General features: G+C 47.0%; 14 protein-coding genes. 8 read left to right on the top strand and 6 right to left on the bottom strand.

All coding sequences use genetic code 11. The features are described 5' to 3' along the window. Nucleotides 1-184: 184 nt before the first annotated feature. Entirely contained in the window at nt 185-2,461 is a 2,277-nt protein-coding gene (gene bglX, locus K7R11_RS13475; protein ID WP_224491270.1) for a beta-glucosidase BglX, read from the top strand. 30 nt (nt 2,462-2,491) lie between these two features. On the opposite strand, the gene K7R11_RS13470 is transcribed toward bglX, so the two are convergent. From K7R11_RS13470 to K7R11_RS13460, 3 genes are all read right to left on the bottom strand, one after another. Continuing rightward, a complete protein-coding gene (locus tag K7R11_RS13470; protein ID WP_224491269.1) occupies nt 2,492-3,232 on the bottom strand; it encodes an SOS response-associated peptidase in 741 nt (246 codons plus the stop codon). A 126-nt stretch (nt 3,233-3,358) separates the two neighbouring features. Beyond that, nucleotides 3,359-3,607, bottom strand: coding sequence for a hypothetical protein (locus tag K7R11_RS13465; protein ID WP_224491268.1), 249 nt, complete (start codon nt 3,605-3,607; stop codon nt 3,359-3,361). Nucleotides 3,608-3,716: 109 nt separating this feature from the next. Then, nucleotides 3,717-4,874: a 3-deoxy-D-manno-octulosonic acid transferase gene (locus K7R11_RS13460; RefSeq protein WP_317196483.1), complete on the bottom strand. Its 1,158-nt coding sequence runs from the start codon at nt 4,872-4,874 to the stop codon at nt 3,717-3,719. A gap of 185 nt (nt 4,875-5,059) precedes the next feature. Between K7R11_RS13460 and K7R11_RS13455 the strand changes: the two genes are divergently transcribed. The 5 genes from K7R11_RS13455 (at nt 5,060) to K7R11_RS13435 (ending at nt 10,299) form a co-directional block, all read left to right on the top strand. Beyond that, complete coding sequence (locus tag K7R11_RS13455) at nt 5,060-6,211, top strand: DegT/DnrJ/EryC1/StrS family aminotransferase (protein WP_224491266.1); 1,152 nt, start codon at nt 5,060-5,062, stop codon at nt 6,209-6,211. A gap of 17 nt (nt 6,212-6,228) precedes the next feature. Beyond that, nucleotides 6,229-7,245, top strand: a complete 1,017-nt coding sequence (gene galE / locus K7R11_RS13450; RefSeq protein WP_224491265.1) for a UDP-glucose 4-epimerase GalE — start codon at nt 6,229-6,231, stop codon at nt 7,243-7,245. 74 nt (nt 7,246-7,319) lie between these two features. After that, nucleotides 7,320-8,603 (top strand): metal-dependent hydrolase family protein, encoded by a 1,284-nt coding sequence (locus K7R11_RS13445; protein WP_224491264.1) that lies wholly within the window; start codon nt 7,320-7,322, stop codon nt 8,601-8,603. Between the two features lie 5 nt (nt 8,604-8,608). Beyond that, the gene (locus K7R11_RS13440; protein ID WP_224491263.1) at nt 8,609-9,301 is read left to right on the top strand and encodes a DUF6624 domain-containing protein; all 693 of its coding nucleotides are present in this window, start codon (nt 8,609-8,611) and stop codon (nt 9,299-9,301) included. A 47-nt stretch (nt 9,302-9,348) separates the two neighbouring features. Continuing rightward, nucleotides 9,349-10,299 carry a proline iminopeptidase-family hydrolase gene (locus tag K7R11_RS13435; RefSeq protein ID WP_224491262.1) on the top strand — a complete coding sequence of 317 codons (951 nt, stop codon included), beginning with the start codon at nt 9,349-9,351 and terminating at the stop codon, nt 10,297-10,299. Nucleotides 10,300-10,425: 126 nt separating this feature from the next. Here the strand turns inward: K7R11_RS13435 and K7R11_RS13430 are convergent, their stop codons facing one another. Continuing rightward, entirely contained in the window at nt 10,426-11,538 is a 1,113-nt protein-coding gene (locus K7R11_RS13430) for an alkene reductase (RefSeq protein WP_224491261.1), read from the bottom strand. Between the two features lie 310 nt (nt 11,539-11,848). Here K7R11_RS13430 and mfd point away from each other — a divergent pair, with 310 nt between their 5' ends. After that, the gene (gene mfd, locus K7R11_RS13425; RefSeq protein ID WP_224491260.1) at nt 11,849-15,217 is read left to right on the top strand and encodes a transcription-repair coupling factor; all 3,369 of its coding nucleotides are present in this window, start codon (nt 11,849-11,851) and stop codon (nt 15,215-15,217) included. 305 nt (nt 15,218-15,522) lie between these two features. Here the strand turns inward: mfd and K7R11_RS13420 are convergent, their stop codons facing one another. Then, nucleotides 15,523-16,179 (bottom strand): aspartate kinase, encoded by a 657-nt coding sequence (locus K7R11_RS13420; protein ID WP_224491259.1) that lies wholly within the window; start codon nt 16,177-16,179, stop codon nt 15,523-15,525. Nucleotides 16,180-16,285: 106 nt separating this feature from the next. Next, a complete protein-coding gene (locus K7R11_RS13415) occupies nt 16,286-16,645 on the bottom strand; it encodes a YraN family protein (protein ID WP_224491258.1) in 360 nt (119 codons plus the stop codon). Nucleotides 16,646-16,860: 215 nt separating this feature from the next. Between K7R11_RS13415 and metG the strand changes: the two genes are divergently transcribed. Continuing rightward, nucleotides 16,861-18,948, top strand: a complete 2,088-nt coding sequence (metG, locus tag K7R11_RS13410; protein ID WP_224491257.1) for a methionine--tRNA ligase — start codon at nt 16,861-16,863, stop codon at nt 18,946-18,948. Nucleotides 18,949-19,120 lie beyond the last annotated feature (172 nt).

Raw genomic sequence — 19,120 nt, 5'->3', positions numbered from 1 at the left:
GTGAATCAAAATCATAGAACATGAAAAAAGACATGATGTCCACGGGAATCAAAGCATTGAGCCGCAAGAAGTAAAAGTCACCTGATTTCCGGATGCAGATACCGGAAACACTAAATTTGATAAAAAATATTCGCTAAATTAAGCATGCTTTCATCTTAAAAATGAAAGATTAAATCAATTACTAATGAAGAAATTAAGTCTGTTGCTGCTACTTTCAGCAACCCTCATATCCTGTAACAACAACAGTATGAGCACCAACACCAACGATATCGACCGGAAAGTTGACTCCCTGCTTTCCCTGATGACCCTCGAAGAAAAGGTAGGTCAGATGAACCAGTACAACGGTTTCTGGAACGTCACCGGACCGGTACCGGAAGAAGGGGATGCGGCAAAAAAATACGACGACCTGAGAAACGGACGGGTAGGCTCTATGTTAAACGTTCGCGGGGTGGAAGAAGTCCGGAAAGTTCAGCAGATCGCAGTTGAAGAATCCAGGTTGGGCATCCCCCTGATCATTGGTTTCGACGTGATTCACGGATACGAGACCATGAGCCCGATCCCCCTTGCCGAAGCAGCGAGCTGGAACATGGACCTGATCAAGAGGTCTGCAGAGGTTGCTGCACGGGAGGCCGCAGCCAGCGGTATCAACTGGACCTTTGCTCCCATGGTGGATATCTCCCGTGATGCCCGATGGGGCCGTGTCATGGAAGGTGCCGGGGAAGACCCTTACCTGGGGAGCCTGGTGGCTGCAGCACGGGTAAAAGGATTCCAGGGAGAAGACCTCTCCTCTCCCCTAACCATCGCTGCCTGCGCAAAACACTTTGCTGCCTACGGCTTCTCGGAGTCCGGAAAAGATTACAATACCGTTGATGTGGGTACTGCCACCCTCTACAATACGGTATTCCCGCCTTTTAAAGCGGCCAAAGAGGCCGGGGTCCGCACCTTTATGAATGCCTTCAACGAACTCAACGGAATTCCCGCAACCGGCAATGCTTTCCTTCAAAGGGAGGTATTGAAAGGCGAATGGGAATTTGACGGTTTTGTGGTTTCCGATTGGGGTTCTGTAAATGAAATGATTATACACGGTTTCGCCAGAGATGGACGTGATGCTGCCTTGAAGGCTGCAACTGCCGGATCCGACATGGACATGGAATCCTATCACTACGTGAATCACCTGGCGAAACTCGTGGAAGACGGCGAGGTGGAAGAAAGCCTGATCGACGATGCGGTAAGGCGTATCCTCAGGGTAAAATTTGAGCTCGGACTTTTTGAAGACCCGTATAAATACTGTGACGCCCAAAGAGAAAAAGATATTATCGGGAGTGAGGAACATCACCAGGCTGTTTTGGAAATGGCAAAGCACTCCATTGTACTCCTTAAAAATGAAGGAGGCCTGCTTCCCCTCAAGAAAGAAGGGCAATCTCTTGCGATCATTGGTCCGCTGGCCGACGATAAAACCTCCCCCCTGGGAAGCTGGAGAATCGCCGCCGAAGACGGAACGGCCGTTTCTGTACTGGAGGGTATGACCACATATGAGGGCAACACCATAACCCACCGCCAGGGCGTTAAGCTCACAGAAGGCAGCCCCTCCTTTACGATGGAAACCAAGATCAACACTACAGACCGCACCGGAATCCCAGAGGCGGTTGCCGCTGCCAGGGGCAAAGATGTTGTGATCATGGTGCTTGGAGAACACGGATTCCAGTCGGGAGAAGGCCGAAGCAGGACTGCTCTGGACCTCCCGGGATTGCAACAGGAGTTACTGGAGGCCGTTTACGAGGTAAACAAGAACATCGTACTCGTGCTTATGAACGGGCGTCCGCTGGCTATTAACTGGGCCGACGAGCACGTTCCTGCTATTGTAGAAGCCTGGCACCTGGGTAGCGAAAGCGGAAACGCCATTGCCCAGGTATTGTACGGCGACCACAATCCAAATGGAAAACTCCCGATGACCTTCCCGAGAGATGTCGGACAGGTACCGCTTTATTACAATCACAAGAATACCGGGAGACCGGTGATCCCGGCGCCCGACCTGGTGTTCTGGAGTCATTATATCGATCAGACCAACCAACCCCTCTATCCTTTTGGCCATGGACTTTCCTATACCGATTTCACCTATGAAGAACTTACGGTAAGTAAAGACACTCTTAAAGGAGATGAGGTATTGAATGTATCTCTTAAATTAACCAACACCGGGGAGGTTACCGGTACGGAAACCGCCCAGCTCTATCTCAGGGATATGGTAGCCAGCAGGACCCGTCCGGTGAAAGAACTTAAGAAGTTTACCCAGGTAACCCTGGCGCCTGGAGAAAGTCAAACCCTCACCTTTGAGATCAAAGAGGAAGACCTGGCATTTTACACCGGAAATAACACCTGGCAGGCAGAAAGCGGAGATTTCACCCTTTTTGCAGGAGGTAGTTCTAATACTGTTCTGGAAGCGACTTTCTATTTTGAAAAATAATTTTCCCCTGACCTTTCCCGGCCTGACTGCTTAAAAAAGTGTGTCAAGGTCGGGATATTTTTTTTCCATCAGGATCTCCTCCCTGTTTGAATCCACTGCAGTGCGATACAGGTCCTTGCTCACAGGATAGGCCTGAAAAGGGTCATCCCTGCGCCCTTCTCGAAGAAGGGCATGTACGGCCCCGGCATCCAGTTGGGGATTGAGCCATTCCTTTTCCAGGGATGTGGGAATAATAACCGGCTGTCGTTTCTTCACATTGTGGATACGCGCAAAAAAGGGAGAGGCTTCCGTGGTTAGCAAGGCCATGGTCACATAACCATCACGGCTTCGGTTATAGATACCGGCAATGGCAAAACTCTCACGGTCTTTTCGGTGGATGTAAAATGGAAACTTCTTTTTCTGGTGTTCATGAGGTTCAAAAAACCCATCAACAGGAACCAGGCAGCGACGGGAAAGAGCTGCGTGTTTATATATGAAATGATCGAATAACTTCTCTGAACGGGCATTAAGGCCACTGCCAAACCGAATACTCTCTTTGTAGTATTGCTTATGAGTAATCCCCAACCTGTCTTCCGGAATAATCCCCCACATGGCCGGACTAAGTAATGTCGCAGCTTCCTGAGGGATCATCAAAAGATTCTGATGCGCAAAACCATTGGAATGGTAGAAGGTAAAATCGCGCTCCCCAATTTCAAAGGCCGGATCGCGTTTTGCCTTGAAACGCGTTTCCAGCTGGGAGGTGGTCCGGGTCTGGCTGGTATGGTAACACATAAATACCGCTTTGTCTACCCTAAAATAAGCAAATCGAACCAGAATATTCCCCAGACATTATGGCAAAAAAAAGGCCCTGCAATGCAGAGCTCAATTTTTTCAGTTAGTTAGAAGGTCTATTTTGGATTACTCCTGAGTAAGACTATCTACAGCTTCCTCAACAGCCTCTTCACCTTCTTCTACAGCTTCTTCAACTGCTTCACCAGTTTCTTCAGCAGCCTCTTCCATAGCGTCACCAGCTTCGTCTGCTGCCTCCTCTACTTGCTCAGTAGCATCTTCAACAGTAGTCTCAGCGTCTTTTTTGGTTTCTCTACAAGAAGTTAATGAAACTCCCATTGCTAGCACTAGGGCAAGGCTTAAAATAACTTTTTTCATGGTTTGTGTTTTAGTTTTACTAAATAAAAGTTGCACTACGAAAAAACGATTTTCTTCGATACTCTGCAAAAAATATTTAACATTTTTTTTAATAAAAATCCGTTAAATACTATCTGATTAATGTACGCACATACTCCCCTATTTGGATCACGGCACCCCTGTTTTTTTCTATAAATTCTTTATTTATAGCCCCTTTTTTTCTTACAACTTCTTCATTTACAAGAAGTTGATCAACCGTTTTAGCAAAAGAATTTTTATCGGTGGCCACCACGATCCCGCCGTACTCAACCAATAGTTCGGCTTCCCGAAAGCCCTGATAATGAGGGCCTGTTATTACCGGAATACCAAATACAGCGGGCTCAAGGGTGTTATGAAGTCCTGTTTTTCCCATGCCTCCTCCTACATAAGCTATATCTGCATAGCTGTACACCTTGGTTAAGAGGCCTATGGTATCGAGAATCAACACCCTGGCCTGCTCCAGATCGGAGTCCTTCATCTGTGAATAACGAACTGCATCTTTCCCGGCTTTTTGAGCCAGCTCTTCCATAGCCCTGGGTTTAATGTTGTGCGGGGCGATCACATATTTAAGATGGGGGTGATCGTGACCGTTGATGTAGGGAAGTATAACCGCCTCATCCTCCGGCCAGGTACTGCCGGCCACAAAGAGATGCGCCTGACCTTTAAAACGTTCCATGAACTCCAGGGAATTATCCCTGGAAAGGATCTCATACACCCGGTCAAAACGGGTATCGCCGCTTACACTTACCCTGTTGACTCCAACAGACCTGAGCAGAGCTTCCGAGTTTACATCCTGAACAAAAAGATGGGTAAAAGCCTCAAGAGAATTTCTCAAAACAGTGCCATAAGGCTTAAAAAAAGCCTGGTCTTTCCTGAAGATGGCAGAAATAAGAAGGGTATCGATATTGCGGCTATGCAATGCCTTCAGGTAATTCGGCCAGAATTCGTATTTCACAAAAATTGCCAACTCAGGTTGCACGATATCGAGAAACTTCCGGGCATTTGCTTTTGTATCCAGGGGCAGGTAACACACCACATCTGCTGCAGGAGTATGCTTTTTAACCTCATAACCTGAAGGGGAAAAAAAGCTCAGCACGATCTTATGTTCCGGAAAATCCCTTCGGGTTTGTTCCATCACCGGCAAACCTTGTTCAAATTCTCCCAGGGAAGCCGTGTGAAACCAGATCACCCTGTCGCCGGCATGGATCTGCTTTTTAAGATCATCAAAAACATGCTTCCTCCCCTTCACAAAAAGGGAAAGCTTTGGACTGAATACAGCCAGGATCCGTATAAAAAAACCGCTTAAATATACCAGTAGGTCGTAAACAAAGAGCACTTTTTCGAGTTTGGGGCTAAATTACGGTTCTTTCTCATAATTCATTGATCCCAGTTCCTTAATTTTGCAGGTATAGTAATCATTAAGATGTTGATTGGATGAGGAAAATTCAGATGGTTGACCTGCAGGGTCAATACGAATTCATAAAAGACCGGGTAAATAATTCCATAAATGAAGTGCTTGAAACGGCCACTTTTATCAATGGCCCTGAGGTGAGGGAATTCCAGAAAGAACTGGAGGGATACCTGGATGTTAAACACGTAATCCCCTGCGCAAACGGAACCGATGCTCTCCAGATCGCAATGATGGGATTAGATCTTCAACCAGGCGATGAGGTGATCACGGCCGACTTCACCTTTGCAGCTACCGTTGAGGTGATCGCCCTATTACAGCTCACCCCTGTGCTGGTAGATGTAGATGAAAACAATTTCAATATTGATATCGAAGCGGTAAAGAAAGCTATTACCCCTAAAACCAAAGCCATTGTTCCGGTGCATCTTTTCGGTCAGTGCGCCAATATGGATGCGATCATGGAGATCGCCAGAGAGCACAACCTTTATGTTATCGAAGATAATGCACAAGGTATTGGGGCTTCCTACACTTTTGCCGACGGTACAAAGAAAAAATCCGGGACCATCGGACATGTGGCTGCCACATCCTTCTTCCCCTCCAAGAACCTGGGGTGTTACGGAGATGGCGGAGCCATTTTTACCAACGATGACGACCTTGCGCATACCATACGGGGTATCGTAAATCACGGGATGTACGAACGCTATCACCACGATGTTGTAGGCGTGAATTCGCGACTGGATTCTATCCAGGCTGCCGTGCTGCGCGCCAAACTCCCACTGCTTGATCTGTATAATAACAAGCGTCGTGATGCGGCCCGAAAATACAATACTGCCTTCCGCGAAACCGAACATGTGAAGATCCCTCAGATGGCTAACGGGTGTGAAAGCATCTGCGATCAATGCGATTGCCATGTCTTCCATCAATACACCCTTCGTATCACCAACGGGAAGCGGGATGCATTGGCCCAGCATCTTGTGGAAAAGGGAATTCCGTTTGGTATTTATTACCCGATTCCGTTACACAAGCAAAAGGCCTATACCGACACCAGGTATAAAGAGGAGAATTTTAAGGTAACCAACACCCTGGTGCAGGAAGTGATCTCTTTGCCCATGCATACCGAACTTGATGACGAACAGATCAATTACATCACCAATACCATAAAGAATTTCCTGAGCTAAACATCCTAAACTACCCTATGAAGATACTTGTTACCGGAGGACTCGGTTTTATCGGTTCCCATACCGTTGTTGAATTACAAAACAAAGGCTTTGATGTTCTCATCATTGACAACCTTTCTAATGCGGGGATCGAAGTTCTCGAAGGGATTACAGCCATTACGGGTATCCCTCCGGAATTTGAGAAACTGGACCTCAGAGACAGGAACAAGGTTTCCGATTTTTTCCGCAGAAACCCCGATATAGAAGGGGTGATTCACTTTGCTGCCAGTAAGGCGGTAGGAGAAAGCGTCGAAAATCCGTTATTATATTACGAAAACAACATCAATACCCTGGTATATGTACTCCAGGAATTAAGCAAGAAGGAAAAAGCCAATTTCATATTCAGTTCTTCCTGCACGGTTTACGGGCAGGCAGAAGAACTCCCTATCACGGAAAATGCTCCCGTTAAACCAGCAGAATCACCTTACGGCAACACCAAACAGATCGGGGAAGAGATCATTAAGGACACCTGCAGGGTAAACACTCAGCTCAATGCGATCTGTCTGCGTTATTTCAATCCGATCGGCGCCCATCCCACTGCTCATATCGGAGAACTCCCAATAGGCGTACCTCAAAACCTGGTGCCCTTTATTACCCAAACCGCCATTGGTCTCAGGGAACAGCTGGCCGTTTTCGGAGATGACTACCCCACTAACGACGGGACCTGTATTCGCGATTACATCCATGTGACCGACCTGGCGAAAGCCCATGTGGTGGCTCTGGAACGGTTGCTTCATAAAAAGAACCCCGACAACTGTGAGTTCTTTAACCTGGGAACGGGAAAGGGAAGTTCTGTACTTGAAGTTATTGAAAGCTTCGAAAGGGTGTCCGGTAAAAAGCTGAATTACCGCATTACAGACCGTCGTCCGGGAGATGTTATAGCTGCTTATGCAGATACTTCCAAAGCAAACGACATTTTGGGATGGAAGGCCGCCTCCACATTAGATGAGGCCCTGGCTTCTGCCTGGAAATGGGAACAAAAAATCAGAAAATAAGTTTATCTTAGAAGCAGTTTTCTCACCCCTGCCCCGGCAGGGGTGTTCTTAACGAACCAAATACTACTGCTTTTATGAAAAAACTACTGCTAATTGCAGGCTTCCTGCTTGCCTCTTTATCCGGTTTTGCTCAGGACATATATCTTCAGTGCGGAAAAGTACTGGATGTGACCTCCGGAAAATACCTGCAAGAACAAACCCTTATTATTTCGGGTAATCAGATCGCTTCCATCAAAAAAGGATATCTCACCCCACAGGATGCAAGCATCCGGGTAATAGACCTTAAAGAAATGACGGTACTGCCCGGACTCATCGATTTCCACGTGCATATCGAAGGCGAAACGAGCCCTTCGGCTTATTTGGAAAAATTCACTTTGAGTGAAGCCGATATCGCATTCCGGGCCCAGGAAATTGCCTCCCGGACCCTGCAGGCAGGATTTACCAGCGTAAGAGATCTCGGGGGAACAGGAGTAAATATTGCCCTGAGGGATGCCATCAATCGTGGGCTGGTAACCGGACCGAGGATCTTCACTGCCGGAAAGGCCATCGGAACAACCGGTGGACATGCAGACCCCACCAATGGGTACCGCCCGGATCTTGCCGGAGACCCGGGTCCAGAAGAAGGGGTGATCAATGGGGTTGCAGACGCCAGGAAAGCGGTAAGACAACGCTATAAGAACGGAGCCGATTGCATCAAGATCACCGCTACCGGGGGCGTGCTAAGTATGGCTCAAAACAGTCAGAATCCGCAATTCACCCTTGAAGAGATCAAAGAGATCTGCAAAGTGGCAAGCGACTACGGCTACCATGTGGCTGCACATGCTCATGGGGATGAGGGAATGCAGCGTGCCGTTCTGGGTGGGGTAAAGACCATAGAACACGGCACCCTGATGAGTGAGGAGACCATGGACCTGATGGTCGAGCACGACGCCTATCTCGTACCCACCATTACGGCTGGAAAAGATGTATCGATGAATGCCGAAAAACCCGGTTACTTCCCCCCAAGAATTGCCGAAAAAGCCCTGGAGATCGGCCCAAAGATCCAGAACACATTTACCAAGGCCTATAAAAAAGGAGTGGGCATCGCTTTTGGAACGGATGCCGGGGTATTTACCCACGGGGAGAACGCCCGTGAATTCGTATACATGGTGGAGGCAGGTATGCCCGAACTGGAGGCTATACAAAGTGCTACCCTTACCAATGCCATGATCCTTAAGAAGGAGAAGGAGCTGGGTCAGATCAAGGAAGGGTTTCTGGCAGATATCATAGCCGTGAACGGAGATCCTCTGAAAGATATCGCTGTACTGGGTGCGGTGCAGTTCGTGATGAAAGATGGTGAGGTGGTTAAAAAGAGATAATTGAAATGCTACATCTCCAACAAAAACACCTAAGAAACCTGATCTTATTATCCGCTCTACACCTGCTTTTGGGTTGCCGGGGCGAACTAAAGATTACAGCGAACGATAAGGAAAAGATCTTATTGGAATTGGAAGAAATTCAAGCACTGGACCAAAAATATGCCGGTCTCCCACCGGCTGATTTAACAGCTCAACATGGCAATAAAAAAGCCTGGGAAATATTTAAAGAGAAAAGAGACAGTATTGGATTGGCAAACCAAAAAAGAATTAAAGACCTTTTCGAACAATACGGTTTTCTTGGAGTGGAAAAAATTGGTGAAGCAGGAGCCACAGCCTTTTGGCTACCCATTCAGCATGCCGATAATGACATTCCCTTTCAGCAGGAAATACTCGAGGCCATGGAAAAAGAAATCGAAAATGGCAATGCAGACAAGTACCATTACGCCATGCTGGAAGATCGGATCAATGTTAACCTCAACCAACCTCAGCGCTTCGGGAGTCAGGTAACCTATAATGAGGTTGGCCAGGCCATACCCAAGTTCGGACTTGCAGACTCTGCAAGTGTCGACAGCCTTAGAAAAGAGTTTTCACTTCCAGCTTTAAAGGAATATTACAATCAGATGACCATGATGCATTTTGAAATGAACAAAGAAATGTTCCTTGAGCAGGGAATTACCGAGCCTCAACTATACAAATAACCATGATCCAGCTTCCTGTTAAAATCTAAAAACAAAGCCATTTGTCTATGTTTCAGCGCTTATTTGCAATTGCTTTCCTCTCTTTATTATGTATTCTGAGCTCATGTAAACAAGGTCATTCCCTTAAGTCCCGGGAAGGCACCATTGCCGTTGAGGGAGGAAACCTGTGGTACAAGGTGATCGGGGAAGGCAGTAAACCTCCGATTCTTATGATGCACGGCGGACCGGGAGGAACCCACCGCAATTTCTATTTCCTGGAACCCCTGAGCAGCGACAGGTCCATTATCCTGTTCGACCAACTGGGCACAGGGCGGTCAGGCTACCATACCGACACTACCCTGATGAAGGTGGAAAAATTTGTGGAACAGGTTTATGAGTTAAAGAAAAGCCTGAACCTTACCGACTATTACCTGATGGGACACAGCTGGGGCGCAGCCCTGGAACTGGAATACTTCGAAAAATACCCGGAGGGTGTAAAAGGTATCATCTTCAGCAGTCCATACCTGAGTACCCCGGTTTGGGAAGCCGATGCCGATACCCTGATAGCCACCTTGCCAGATTCCATTCAGACCATGATCCGGGAGGCAGAGGCCATAAACAACTTTAACACCCCTCAATACCGTACCGCCGATTCGGTGTATTGGTCGAAGTTTGGAAACAGGCACCCCGCAGCTCCGCATCCATGGGATACCATTGATGCCCCGGGAAACCGATTCATGTACAATTACATGTGGGGACCCAGTGAATTTACTGCCCGTGGAACCCTGAAAACTTATGATAATATGGAAGGCCTGGCTTCCGTTTCTGTACCCGTACTTTTCGTAACAGGAGAATTTGACGAGGCGCGTCCTGCCACTATGAAACGTTTTCAGCAGAGGATTCCAAATTCCCATGTGGCTGTAGTTTCCGATGCCGGGCATTCGACCATGAAAGATAATCTCCCGGAACTTCTACAAAGTATTCGCGAATTCCTGGACGCAGTTGAATCGGAAAAATAAGGTTTTCCCGGGGCGCGACACCCATCGTAAAAATCGCATCCCAGCAGGGATCCCTTCCTGGAATCAATCAACACAAAAAAGCCGAAGAACTTATCTCCGGCTTTTTATCTAAAATATTGATCTTTATTACGATTTCACCTCGGCTTCTTCCAGGGTGGGATAATCGATATACCCCTTTTTCCCGGGAACATAGAAGGTATCTTCATCCCAATCAGATAATGGGGCTTTTAATTCGAAACGCTTTACCAGGTCGGGGTTCGAAATAAAGGGTTTCCCATAGGCCACGAGATCCGCCTCCCCATCTTCTATTACCTTATTTCCGCTTTCCCGGTCAAACCCACTATTGATCATCAGGGTACCTTTATACATCGGACGGTAGCGCTTTGCGATCTCTTCCACCGCAAAAGGAACCTCTGAAACATCGTTGAATGGTTCAGACAAATGCACATAGGAAAGATCGTATTCATTAAGTTTTTTAATGATATGGTCAAAGGTCGGGATGGTCTCCTCATCCATCTCCATTCCGAAGATCCCGTGAAGGGACGGATTGAACCGAACTCCGATACGGTTTTCGGGCATCACCTCCTTCACCGCATCCAGCACCTCAAAGAAAAACCTGGACCGGTTCTCGATACTGCCCCCGTATTCATCTTCACGGGTATTAGAGGTTCCGTTAAAGAACTGATGGAACAAATACCCGTTGGAAGAGTGGATCTCTACACCGTCGAATCCGGCTTCCATGGCATTGCGGGCCGCATTCTTAAAATCTGCTATCGTAGATCGGATCTCTTCTTTGGTCATCGCCTTTGGCGTAACCGTATCCTTAAATCCCTCCGGAGTATAAGACTGTGCCCCGGGATTAATGGCCGAGGGCGCTAAAGGTAATTCTCCGTTGTGAAAATCGGGATGCGACATCCTTCCCACATGCCAGAGCTGAATAAAGATCTTCCCGTCTTTCTCGTGTACCCTTTTGGTCACCTTCTTCCATCCTTCGACCTGTTCCGGAGTATAAATTCCGGGAGTATTGATGTACCCTACAGCCTTTGATGACACCTGTGACCCCTCGGTAATAATAAGTCCGGCTCCTGCCCGTTGCCCGTAATACACCCCGTGGAGTTCATCGGTGGGCACATTCCCTTCATTATCGGCCCGACTTCGCGTCATAGGGGCCATAACTACCCGGTTTTTAAGGGTTATTCCATTCAGATTATAAGAAGTTAAAAGCGGTTGCTTACTCATAGTATATTTTTTTAAACGATTATTTTTTAGCCGCCCCCCGTTGCGAGGACCCTTAAATAGGTACGATTCTTAGTGACAAACATAACAGAAATGAGATAACGATTATGTATCGCGGTATTTACTGAATCTATCAGGCTGCACAACTATTTGTCGTATCCTTTTACCGAGCTGTCTACTTAAATAACCACCCCTTAACCCCAATCCAACAGGTCGCTGAACATCACCCTTGGGCCACTCCCGACAATGACTGAAGAATCAAATTCCAAACTTCATCACTTTAAATTATCTTTGCTGTAAAATTGCCGTTTAAGTGAGTATTGAAAAGATCTCCCAAGCATTTTACGGGTCCTCTCAAAGAGCCGACCTGCAAAACGCTATTGCCCCGGATCAGGCCAGGGTTCACCTCAAAGGCCTGGTAGGGTCTTCCCTGTCGTTCCTGATCTCCTCAACTTTTAAAGAAGCAGAAAAGCCCTTTCTTCTCATCCTCAACGATAAGGAAGAAGCTGCCTATTACCTCAATGACCTGGAGCAGCTCATCGGAGAGGAACGCGTGCTTTTTTATCCCGGAAGCTACCGCAGGCCATACCAGATCGAGGAAACCGATAACGCCAATGTGCTTTTACGGGCAGAGGTCCTGAACCGATTGAATTCGCGTAAAAAACCGGCGGTGATCGTCAGTTATCCGGATGCCCTTTTTGAAAAGGTGGTGACCAGAAAAGAACTCGACAAGAATACCCTGAAACTGGCCATTGGCGATCAGATCTCCCTGGACTTTCTCAATGAAGCACTTTTCGAATACCATTTTAAACGGGTTGACTTTGTTTCTGAACCAGGAGAATTCTCGGTGCGCGGAGGTATCGTGGATGTGTTTTCTTTCTCTCATGATGAACCCTACCGCATTGAATTTTTCGGAGACGAAGTAGACAGTATCAGAACCTTTGACGTGGCTACTCAGCTCTCTACTGAGCGCCTGAAAAAGATCTCCATTATGCCAAATGTGGAGAACAAGCACCTGGAAGAGCACCGTCAGAGCTTCCTGAAATACCTGAATACCAAAACCGTGGTCTTTCTAAAAAATGCCGAAATGGTATTCTCCAGGGTCGACGGCCTTTATAAAAAGGCAGAAGAGGCTTTTGAACAGATCACCGGAGAGGTGAGGCACCAGGCACCTTCCGAATTATTTTCGGACGCCCGTGCCGTAAAGCAAGACTTGCTAAACCTGAGCATTGTTGAGTTTGGCACCAACGCAGTCTTTAGAAGTGATCCCGGCAACAGTACGATCATCAGTTGCACCACTGCCCCGCAACCAGCCTTCAACAAACACTTCAACTTGCTTATTGAAGACCTGCAGCTAAAGCACCAGGAAGGGTATTCGAATTATCTGGTATGTATCAGTGAGCAGCAGGCAAAGCGCTTTCACGACATCTTCGAGGATATGGGCGAAGAAGTACATTACCAGACGGTGGTATTCTCCATGTACCAGGGCTTTATTGACCAGGATAAAAAGATCATCTGCTATACCGACCACCAGATCTTTGAACGCTACCATAAATTTCATCTCAAGAACGGATACTCGAAAAAACAGGCCATTACCCTAAAGGAGATCACCAGCCTCGAAGTTGGCGACTACGTCACCCACATGGATCATGGGATCGGAAAATTCGGGGGATTACAAAAGATCCAGGTTGAGGGAAAAACCCAGGAGGCGATCAAGCTAATCTATGGGGAAAGGGATATCCTCTATGTGAGCATTCATTCGCTTCATAAGATCTCGAAATACAACGGAAAAGACGGCAAGCCCCCTAAGATCTATAAACTGGGGTCCAATGCCTGGAAAAACCTTAAAAAGAAAACCAAGACCAAGGTCAAGGAAATCGCCTTTAACCTGATCCAGCTATACGCAAAAAGAAAGACGAAAACAGGATTTCAATACGGCCCCGACAGTTACCTGCAGAATGAGCTGGAGGCTTCATTCCTTTACGAAGACACCCCGGACCAAAGCAAGGCAACGGCAGATGTTAAAGCAGACATGGAAAGCGAACAACCTATGGACCGGCTGGTGTGTGGCGATGTAGGCTTTGGAAAAACCGAAGTAGCCATCAGAGCAGCCTTTAAGGCGGTAGATAACGGCAAACAGGTAGCCGTTCTCGTACCAACCACCATTCTGGCTTTTCAGCATTATAAAACCTTCAGGGAGCGCCTGGCAGATATGCCCATCTCCGTGTCTTACCTAAATCGCTTCCGAACAGCAAAAGAGAAAAAGGATACCCTCCAGCGACTGGAAGAAGGGAAAGTAGATATTATCATAGGAACCCACCAGCTGGTCAATAAGAATGTAAAGTTCAAGGACCTCGGCCTGCTCATTGTAGATGAGGAGCAAAAGTTCGGGGTGGCCGTAAAAGACAAGCTCAAGACCCTGAAGGAAAACGTGGATGTTCTTACACTGACCGCTACCCCAATTCCGCGTACCCTTCAATTCAGTCTTATGGCAGCCCGGGACCTTTCGGTGATCACCACTCCTCCGCCGAACCGCTACCCCATCGAATCGCATGTGATCCGGTTTAGTGAAGAAAGCATCAGGGATGCGGTGAGCTATGAGATCCAGAGGGGCGGCCAGGTATTCTTTATCCATAACCGCATCGAAAATATCCGGGAGGTGGCAGGCATGATCCAACGCCTGGTGCCGGATGCAAAGATCGCTATCGGACATGGACAGATGGAAGGAAAGAGCCTGGAAAAGATCATGCTGTCCTTTATGAATGGAGAGTTTGATGTTCTGGTATCTACCACCATCATCGAGAGTGGCCTGGACGTACCCAATGCCAATACGATTTTCATCAATAATGCCAACAATTTCGGACTGTCGGACCTGCACCAAATGCGCGGAAGGGTAGGTCGAAGCAATAAGAAGGCGTTCTGTTACTTCATCACCCCGCCATACAGTGCCATGACCGAGGAAGCCCGGAAACGTATCCAGGCCCTGGAACAGTTCTCGGAGCTCGGCAGCGGGTTCAACATTGCCATGAAAGACCTGGAGATTCGCGGGGCCGGAGACCTTCTCGGAGGAGAGCAAAGTGGATTTATCAATGAGATCGGTTTTGACACCTATCAGAAAATCCTCAATGAAGCGATTGAAGAGCTTAAAGATGAAGAGTTCGCCCACTTATACGAGCATGAAAAGGAATCCAAAGTCTATGTAAAAGACACCCAGCTGGACACCGATTTCGAGATCCTTTTCCCCGACGATTATATCAACGCCATCACAGAGCGTTTAAATCTTTATAACGAACTGAGCAATCTCAAAACGGAAGCGGAACTGGAGCAATATGAAATACGCCTTCAGGATCGTTTCGGAGAACTCCCGGAAGAGGCAAAAGATCTTTTAAACAGTGTCCGTATCAAATGGATCGCCGCCTCCATGGGGCTGGAACGTATCGTACTGAAAAAGGGGAAAATGGTTGGATACTTCCTTGCCGATCAGCAAAGCAGTTTTTACCAGAGTCCCGCCTTTACCCGGGTATTACAATTGGTGCAAACCCATCCGCATCTCTGTAAGATCAAGGAGAAGGAAACCCGGAACGGATTGCGACTGCTACTTACATTTGATAAGATCCATTCTGTGGACAAAGCACTCAGGGCCATTCAGACGTTTAGTCAGCGCGAAACAGTACAATCGTAATCCCTGGATACCAGGAAAGCCATAGTTCCTTGCACCTTTCCGTATAACCGTGGAAAAACAGCCTTTTAGAAGTTGACATACCTGAAAACAGGCTCCCGATAAGTGCATCCTGGTTCTACCAGGGTAAAATTACCCTCTTGCCGGGAAAAACTTTTACCAGATACCCGGAAGCAATGAATAACCGGAGATGTATTCCAACAGCGTTTCCGGGTTTGAAAACCTGCTAAATCATTTGGGCGGAAACATGATAAAACCGAAAGTGAAAAATCTCAGTTTTGGTCTCCAAGGTCATCCATGGAAATAAACTATAATCCCTTTAAGTCCTTGATCACCTTAAAGGCCTTATCGATCTGGTCTTCGCTCACAATAATGGTGAATTCATTGGTCGTAGAGATCACCTCGTTCAGGATGATCCCTTCCCACGCCAGTCGCTGGAATATAAAGTAATAAATGCCCGGAACCACCACATTTTCTTCCGGAAGCTTAACGCTGATAGAAGACAGGTGCTCTTCCTTTTGAAGTAAGCGCTCTGACTTGAAGATGTCTTCCACCACGGCATTCATTGAATTACTCACAACGATATTGGTTTCATTTACGCCCCGTGATGAGGTGTAAAATACATCCTGACCATCGATTTCCTGTAGCAACCGGGCCTGTTTATTCAGGATGGTCTCCGAGAGCATAAAGGTATAATCGGTAAGACTTGACCTCACGGTAATTTCTCCAATATTCTTCAGCACTTTAAGAATCTTATGCGTAGCCCGGAACTCCAGATCTGCACTTAGACGCTTAAGCGCCATAACCACTGCGCCATTACGCACCTCCTTTCCCAGTTGCAGCTCGATCTCCGGTTTGATCACACGCGAAAGCGAGGTGAGATTGATGATACCCTGTGCCAAGGCACTTTGCAAAAATGGCTTCGACTTGATGTAATTCTCAACAACAGATGAAATGGTCTTCATGATCCTGTTTTGGATTAAACTGTTTGATTTATTGGAAATTCCGGTATAAAATTACTTTTTTTCAACAATTAAAAAAATTCCTGACTAATTGTTACAAATAAAACAATTAGAAAAAGTAAAACGCGTCTTCCAGGTGCTCCACCTGAACCCCATTTTCGCCTTTAAGAATACCGATGGCGTCAAAACGCACTTCATTATAAAAATCGTTTGCAGTCATATAATAATTAGCTGCCTTTACCAGCCGGGCTACCTTTTTACGTGAAATAAAATCCTGGGGGTGTCCGAAATAATCGGTACTTCTGGCCTTCACCTCGACGATAACGATCAGATTGCCGTATTCGGCAATAATATCAATTTCGGCCCGGTCGTACCTGAAATTGCGCTCAAGAATAACATAACCCTTATCCTGAAGGTAATTAACAGCATGGTCCTCGGCCCATTTGCCTAATCGGTGTGACGATCTCATTATTAGCGTTTTACCCTATAAATATCCGATTATTTTCGATATCTCCGAAATCGCTGCTCTAGTATCCATACTGTTGTAAATAATGAGTGCTGCTCCTGGAATTCCGGGAGGCCTGACTCCCTTTTCCGTATACCTGAAGTTCTGTTCTCATTTTCAGGTTAGCAGGCATACTTCATGTTAAATTGATTATTTTTGTGCCTTCAATGCAAATAACCATGTCAAACACGCTCAGCGAAACATCCAATACTACCCAGAGGTACACCATAACTGCCGCCTTACCCTATACCAACGGCCCCATTCATATCGGGCACCTGGCAGGGGTTTATGTGCCTGCAGATATTTATTCAAGATACCTTAGATTAAGAGGTCACGATGTGGCTTTCATCTGTGGAAGTGACGAACACGGAGTAGCTATTCCTATGAAAGCTAAGAAAGAAGGTGTTTCTCCCCAGGAGGTGATCGACAAATACCACAAGATCATTAAAGATTCTTTTGAGGATTTCGGAATTTCTTTTGACAATTATTCCCGTACTTCTTCACAGATCCACCATCAGACAGCCTCTGATTTTTTCAAAAAATTATACGATCAGGGGGAGTTCATCGAGGAGGTTACCGAACAACTTTACGACCGGGAAGCGCATCAGTTTCTCGCCGATCGTTTTGTAACCGGTACGTGTCCGAGATGCGGGAACGAAGAGGCTTATGGCGACCAGTGTGAAAGCTGTGGAAGTTCGCTGAACGCCACCGATCTCATCAACCCCAAGTCTACTTTAACCGGAAGTAAACCGGTACTAAAGGAAACCCGTCACTGGTTTCTTCCCCTGGACCGCTATGAATCTTTCCTGAGAACATGGATTCTTGAAGGTCATAAGAATGACTGGAAACCTAACGTTTACGGACAGGTAAAGAGCTGGATCGACGAAGGACTGAAACCCAGAGCGGTTACCCGCGATCTCGACTGGGGGATACCCGTACCTGTAGCTGGTGCAGAAGGCAAGGTATTATACGTCTGGTTTGATGCCCCGATTGGTTACATCTCGTCCACCAAAGAGTGGGCGGCCCGCGAAGGAAAGGACTGGGAACCTTACTGGAAAGATAAGAACACAAAACTGGTGCATTTTATCGGGAAAGACAATATCGTATTCCACTGTATCATTTTTCCGAGTATGCTCAACGTTCACGGCGACTTTATACTTCCTGAAAACGTACCCGCGAATGAATTCCTGAACCTTGAGGGAAACAAGCTCTCCACCTCCAAAAACTGGGCGGTATGGCTGCATGAATACCTGGAGGAATTTCCGGATAAGCAGGATGTTCTTCGCTATGCACTAACGGCAAATGCCCCCGAGACAAAAGACAACGACTTTACCTGGAAAGATTTCCAGGCTCGTAACAATAACGAATTGGTAGCCATCTTCGGGAATTTCATAAATCGCGTGGTTGTGCTTACCAACAAATACTACGAAGGTATCGTTCCAGAACCAGGAACCTTTACCGAAACAGACCGGGAAGTACTCGGGGAGTTGAAATCATTCCCTGAAGCCCTGGGGAACAGTATGGAAAGATACCGTTTCAGGGAGGCCTCACAGATCCTGATGAACGTGGCGCGACTCGGGAACAAATACCTGGCCGACGAAGAGCCCTGGAAGGTGATCAAAAATGACCCTGAGCGGGTAAAGACCATCATGTACGTAGCCCTGCAGATCGCTTCGGCCCTGGCTGTGCTCTCTGAACCCATCCTGCCATTCACTTCAGAGAAGTTAAGGAAAATGCTGGACCAGGAAGGAGATCAAAAACTCAACTGGAACGAGCTTTCCACCATGGAAACCTTACTTCCGGCGGGAAAACAGATCAATACAGCCACCTTGCTTTTCACTAAGATCGAAGACAGCGAAGTAGCCCATCAACTTCAGAAACTGGAAAACACTAAAAAAATGAATGAAGCTGCGAATAAAACCGTAGAACCGCAAAAAGAAACCGCGACCTTCGAGGATTTCAGTAAAATGGACCTCAGAACAGGAACCATCCTGGAGGCAGAAAAGATGCCAAAGGCAAATAAACTTTTGATCTTAAAGGTCGATACTGGGATCGACACCAGAACGATCGTATCCGGAATAGCCCAGAGTTTTAAGCCGGAGGATATCATCGGTAAGAAAGTTACCGTACTCGTTAATCTTGCACCAAGAAAGCTTCGCGGAGTAATGAGCGAAGGCATGATCCTGATGACCGAAAATGCGGAAGGAAAACTCGTTTTTGTAAACCCGGATGAAGATGGAGTAACCAACGGGACAGTGATCAGTTAAACGTTTACGATACAACCTATTCGCCCCGCTTATGCGGGGCTTTTTTTATCCCCGGATTCATAAGGAATTATAAGCCCAGTTTCAGAACTGTGCAGTGCAGTCGCCTTGCAGATCCGCCATCCAAAAAAAGACCTACGCCTCTACGCCTGCCTTCCCCATGCAGCATATTCCC

It is taken from the genome of Robertkochia flava, assembly GCF_020166515.1.
GTDB classification, from domain to species: domain Bacteria; phylum Bacteroidota; class Bacteroidia; order Flavobacteriales; family Flavobacteriaceae; genus Robertkochia; species Robertkochia flava.
The sequence above is the reverse complement of the archived record's forward strand: the minus strand, read 5'-3'. Positions and strand labels throughout refer to the sequence as shown.

Coding starts and splice junctions, on each gene's coding strand:
- bglX (WP_224491270.1), top strand. CDS start 185: ATGAAGAAATTAAGTCTGTTGCTGCTACTTTCAGCAACCCTCATATCC.
- K7R11_RS13470 (WP_224491269.1), bottom strand. CDS start 3,232: ATGTGTTACCATACCAGCCAGACCCGGACCACCTCCCAGCTGGAAACG.
- K7R11_RS13465 (WP_224491268.1), bottom strand. CDS start 3,607: ATGAAAAAAGTTATTTTAAGCCTTGCCCTAGTGCTAGCAATGGGAGTT.
- K7R11_RS13455 (WP_224491266.1), top strand. CDS start 5,060: ATGAGGAAAATTCAGATGGTTGACCTGCAGGGTCAATACGAATTCATA.
- galE (WP_224491265.1), top strand. CDS start 6,229: ATGAAGATACTTGTTACCGGAGGACTCGGTTTTATCGGTTCCCATACC.
- K7R11_RS13445 (WP_224491264.1), top strand. CDS start 7,320: ATGAAAAAACTACTGCTAATTGCAGGCTTCCTGCTTGCCTCTTTATCC.
- K7R11_RS13440 (WP_224491263.1), top strand. CDS start 8,609: ATGCTACATCTCCAACAAAAACACCTAAGAAACCTGATCTTATTATCC.
- K7R11_RS13435 (WP_224491262.1), top strand. CDS start 9,349: ATGTTTCAGCGCTTATTTGCAATTGCTTTCCTCTCTTTATTATGTATT.
- K7R11_RS13430 (WP_224491261.1), bottom strand. CDS start 11,538: ATGAGTAAGCAACCGCTTTTAACTTCTTATAATCTGAATGGAATAACC.
- K7R11_RS13420 (WP_224491259.1), bottom strand. CDS start 16,179: ATGAAGACCATTTCATCTGTTGTTGAGAATTACATCAAGTCGAAGCCA.
- K7R11_RS13415 (WP_224491258.1), bottom strand. CDS start 16,645: ATGAGATCGTCACACCGATTAGGCAAATGGGCCGAGGACCATGCTGTT.
- metG (WP_224491257.1), top strand. CDS start 16,861: ATGTCAAACACGCTCAGCGAAACATCCAATACTACCCAGAGGTACACC.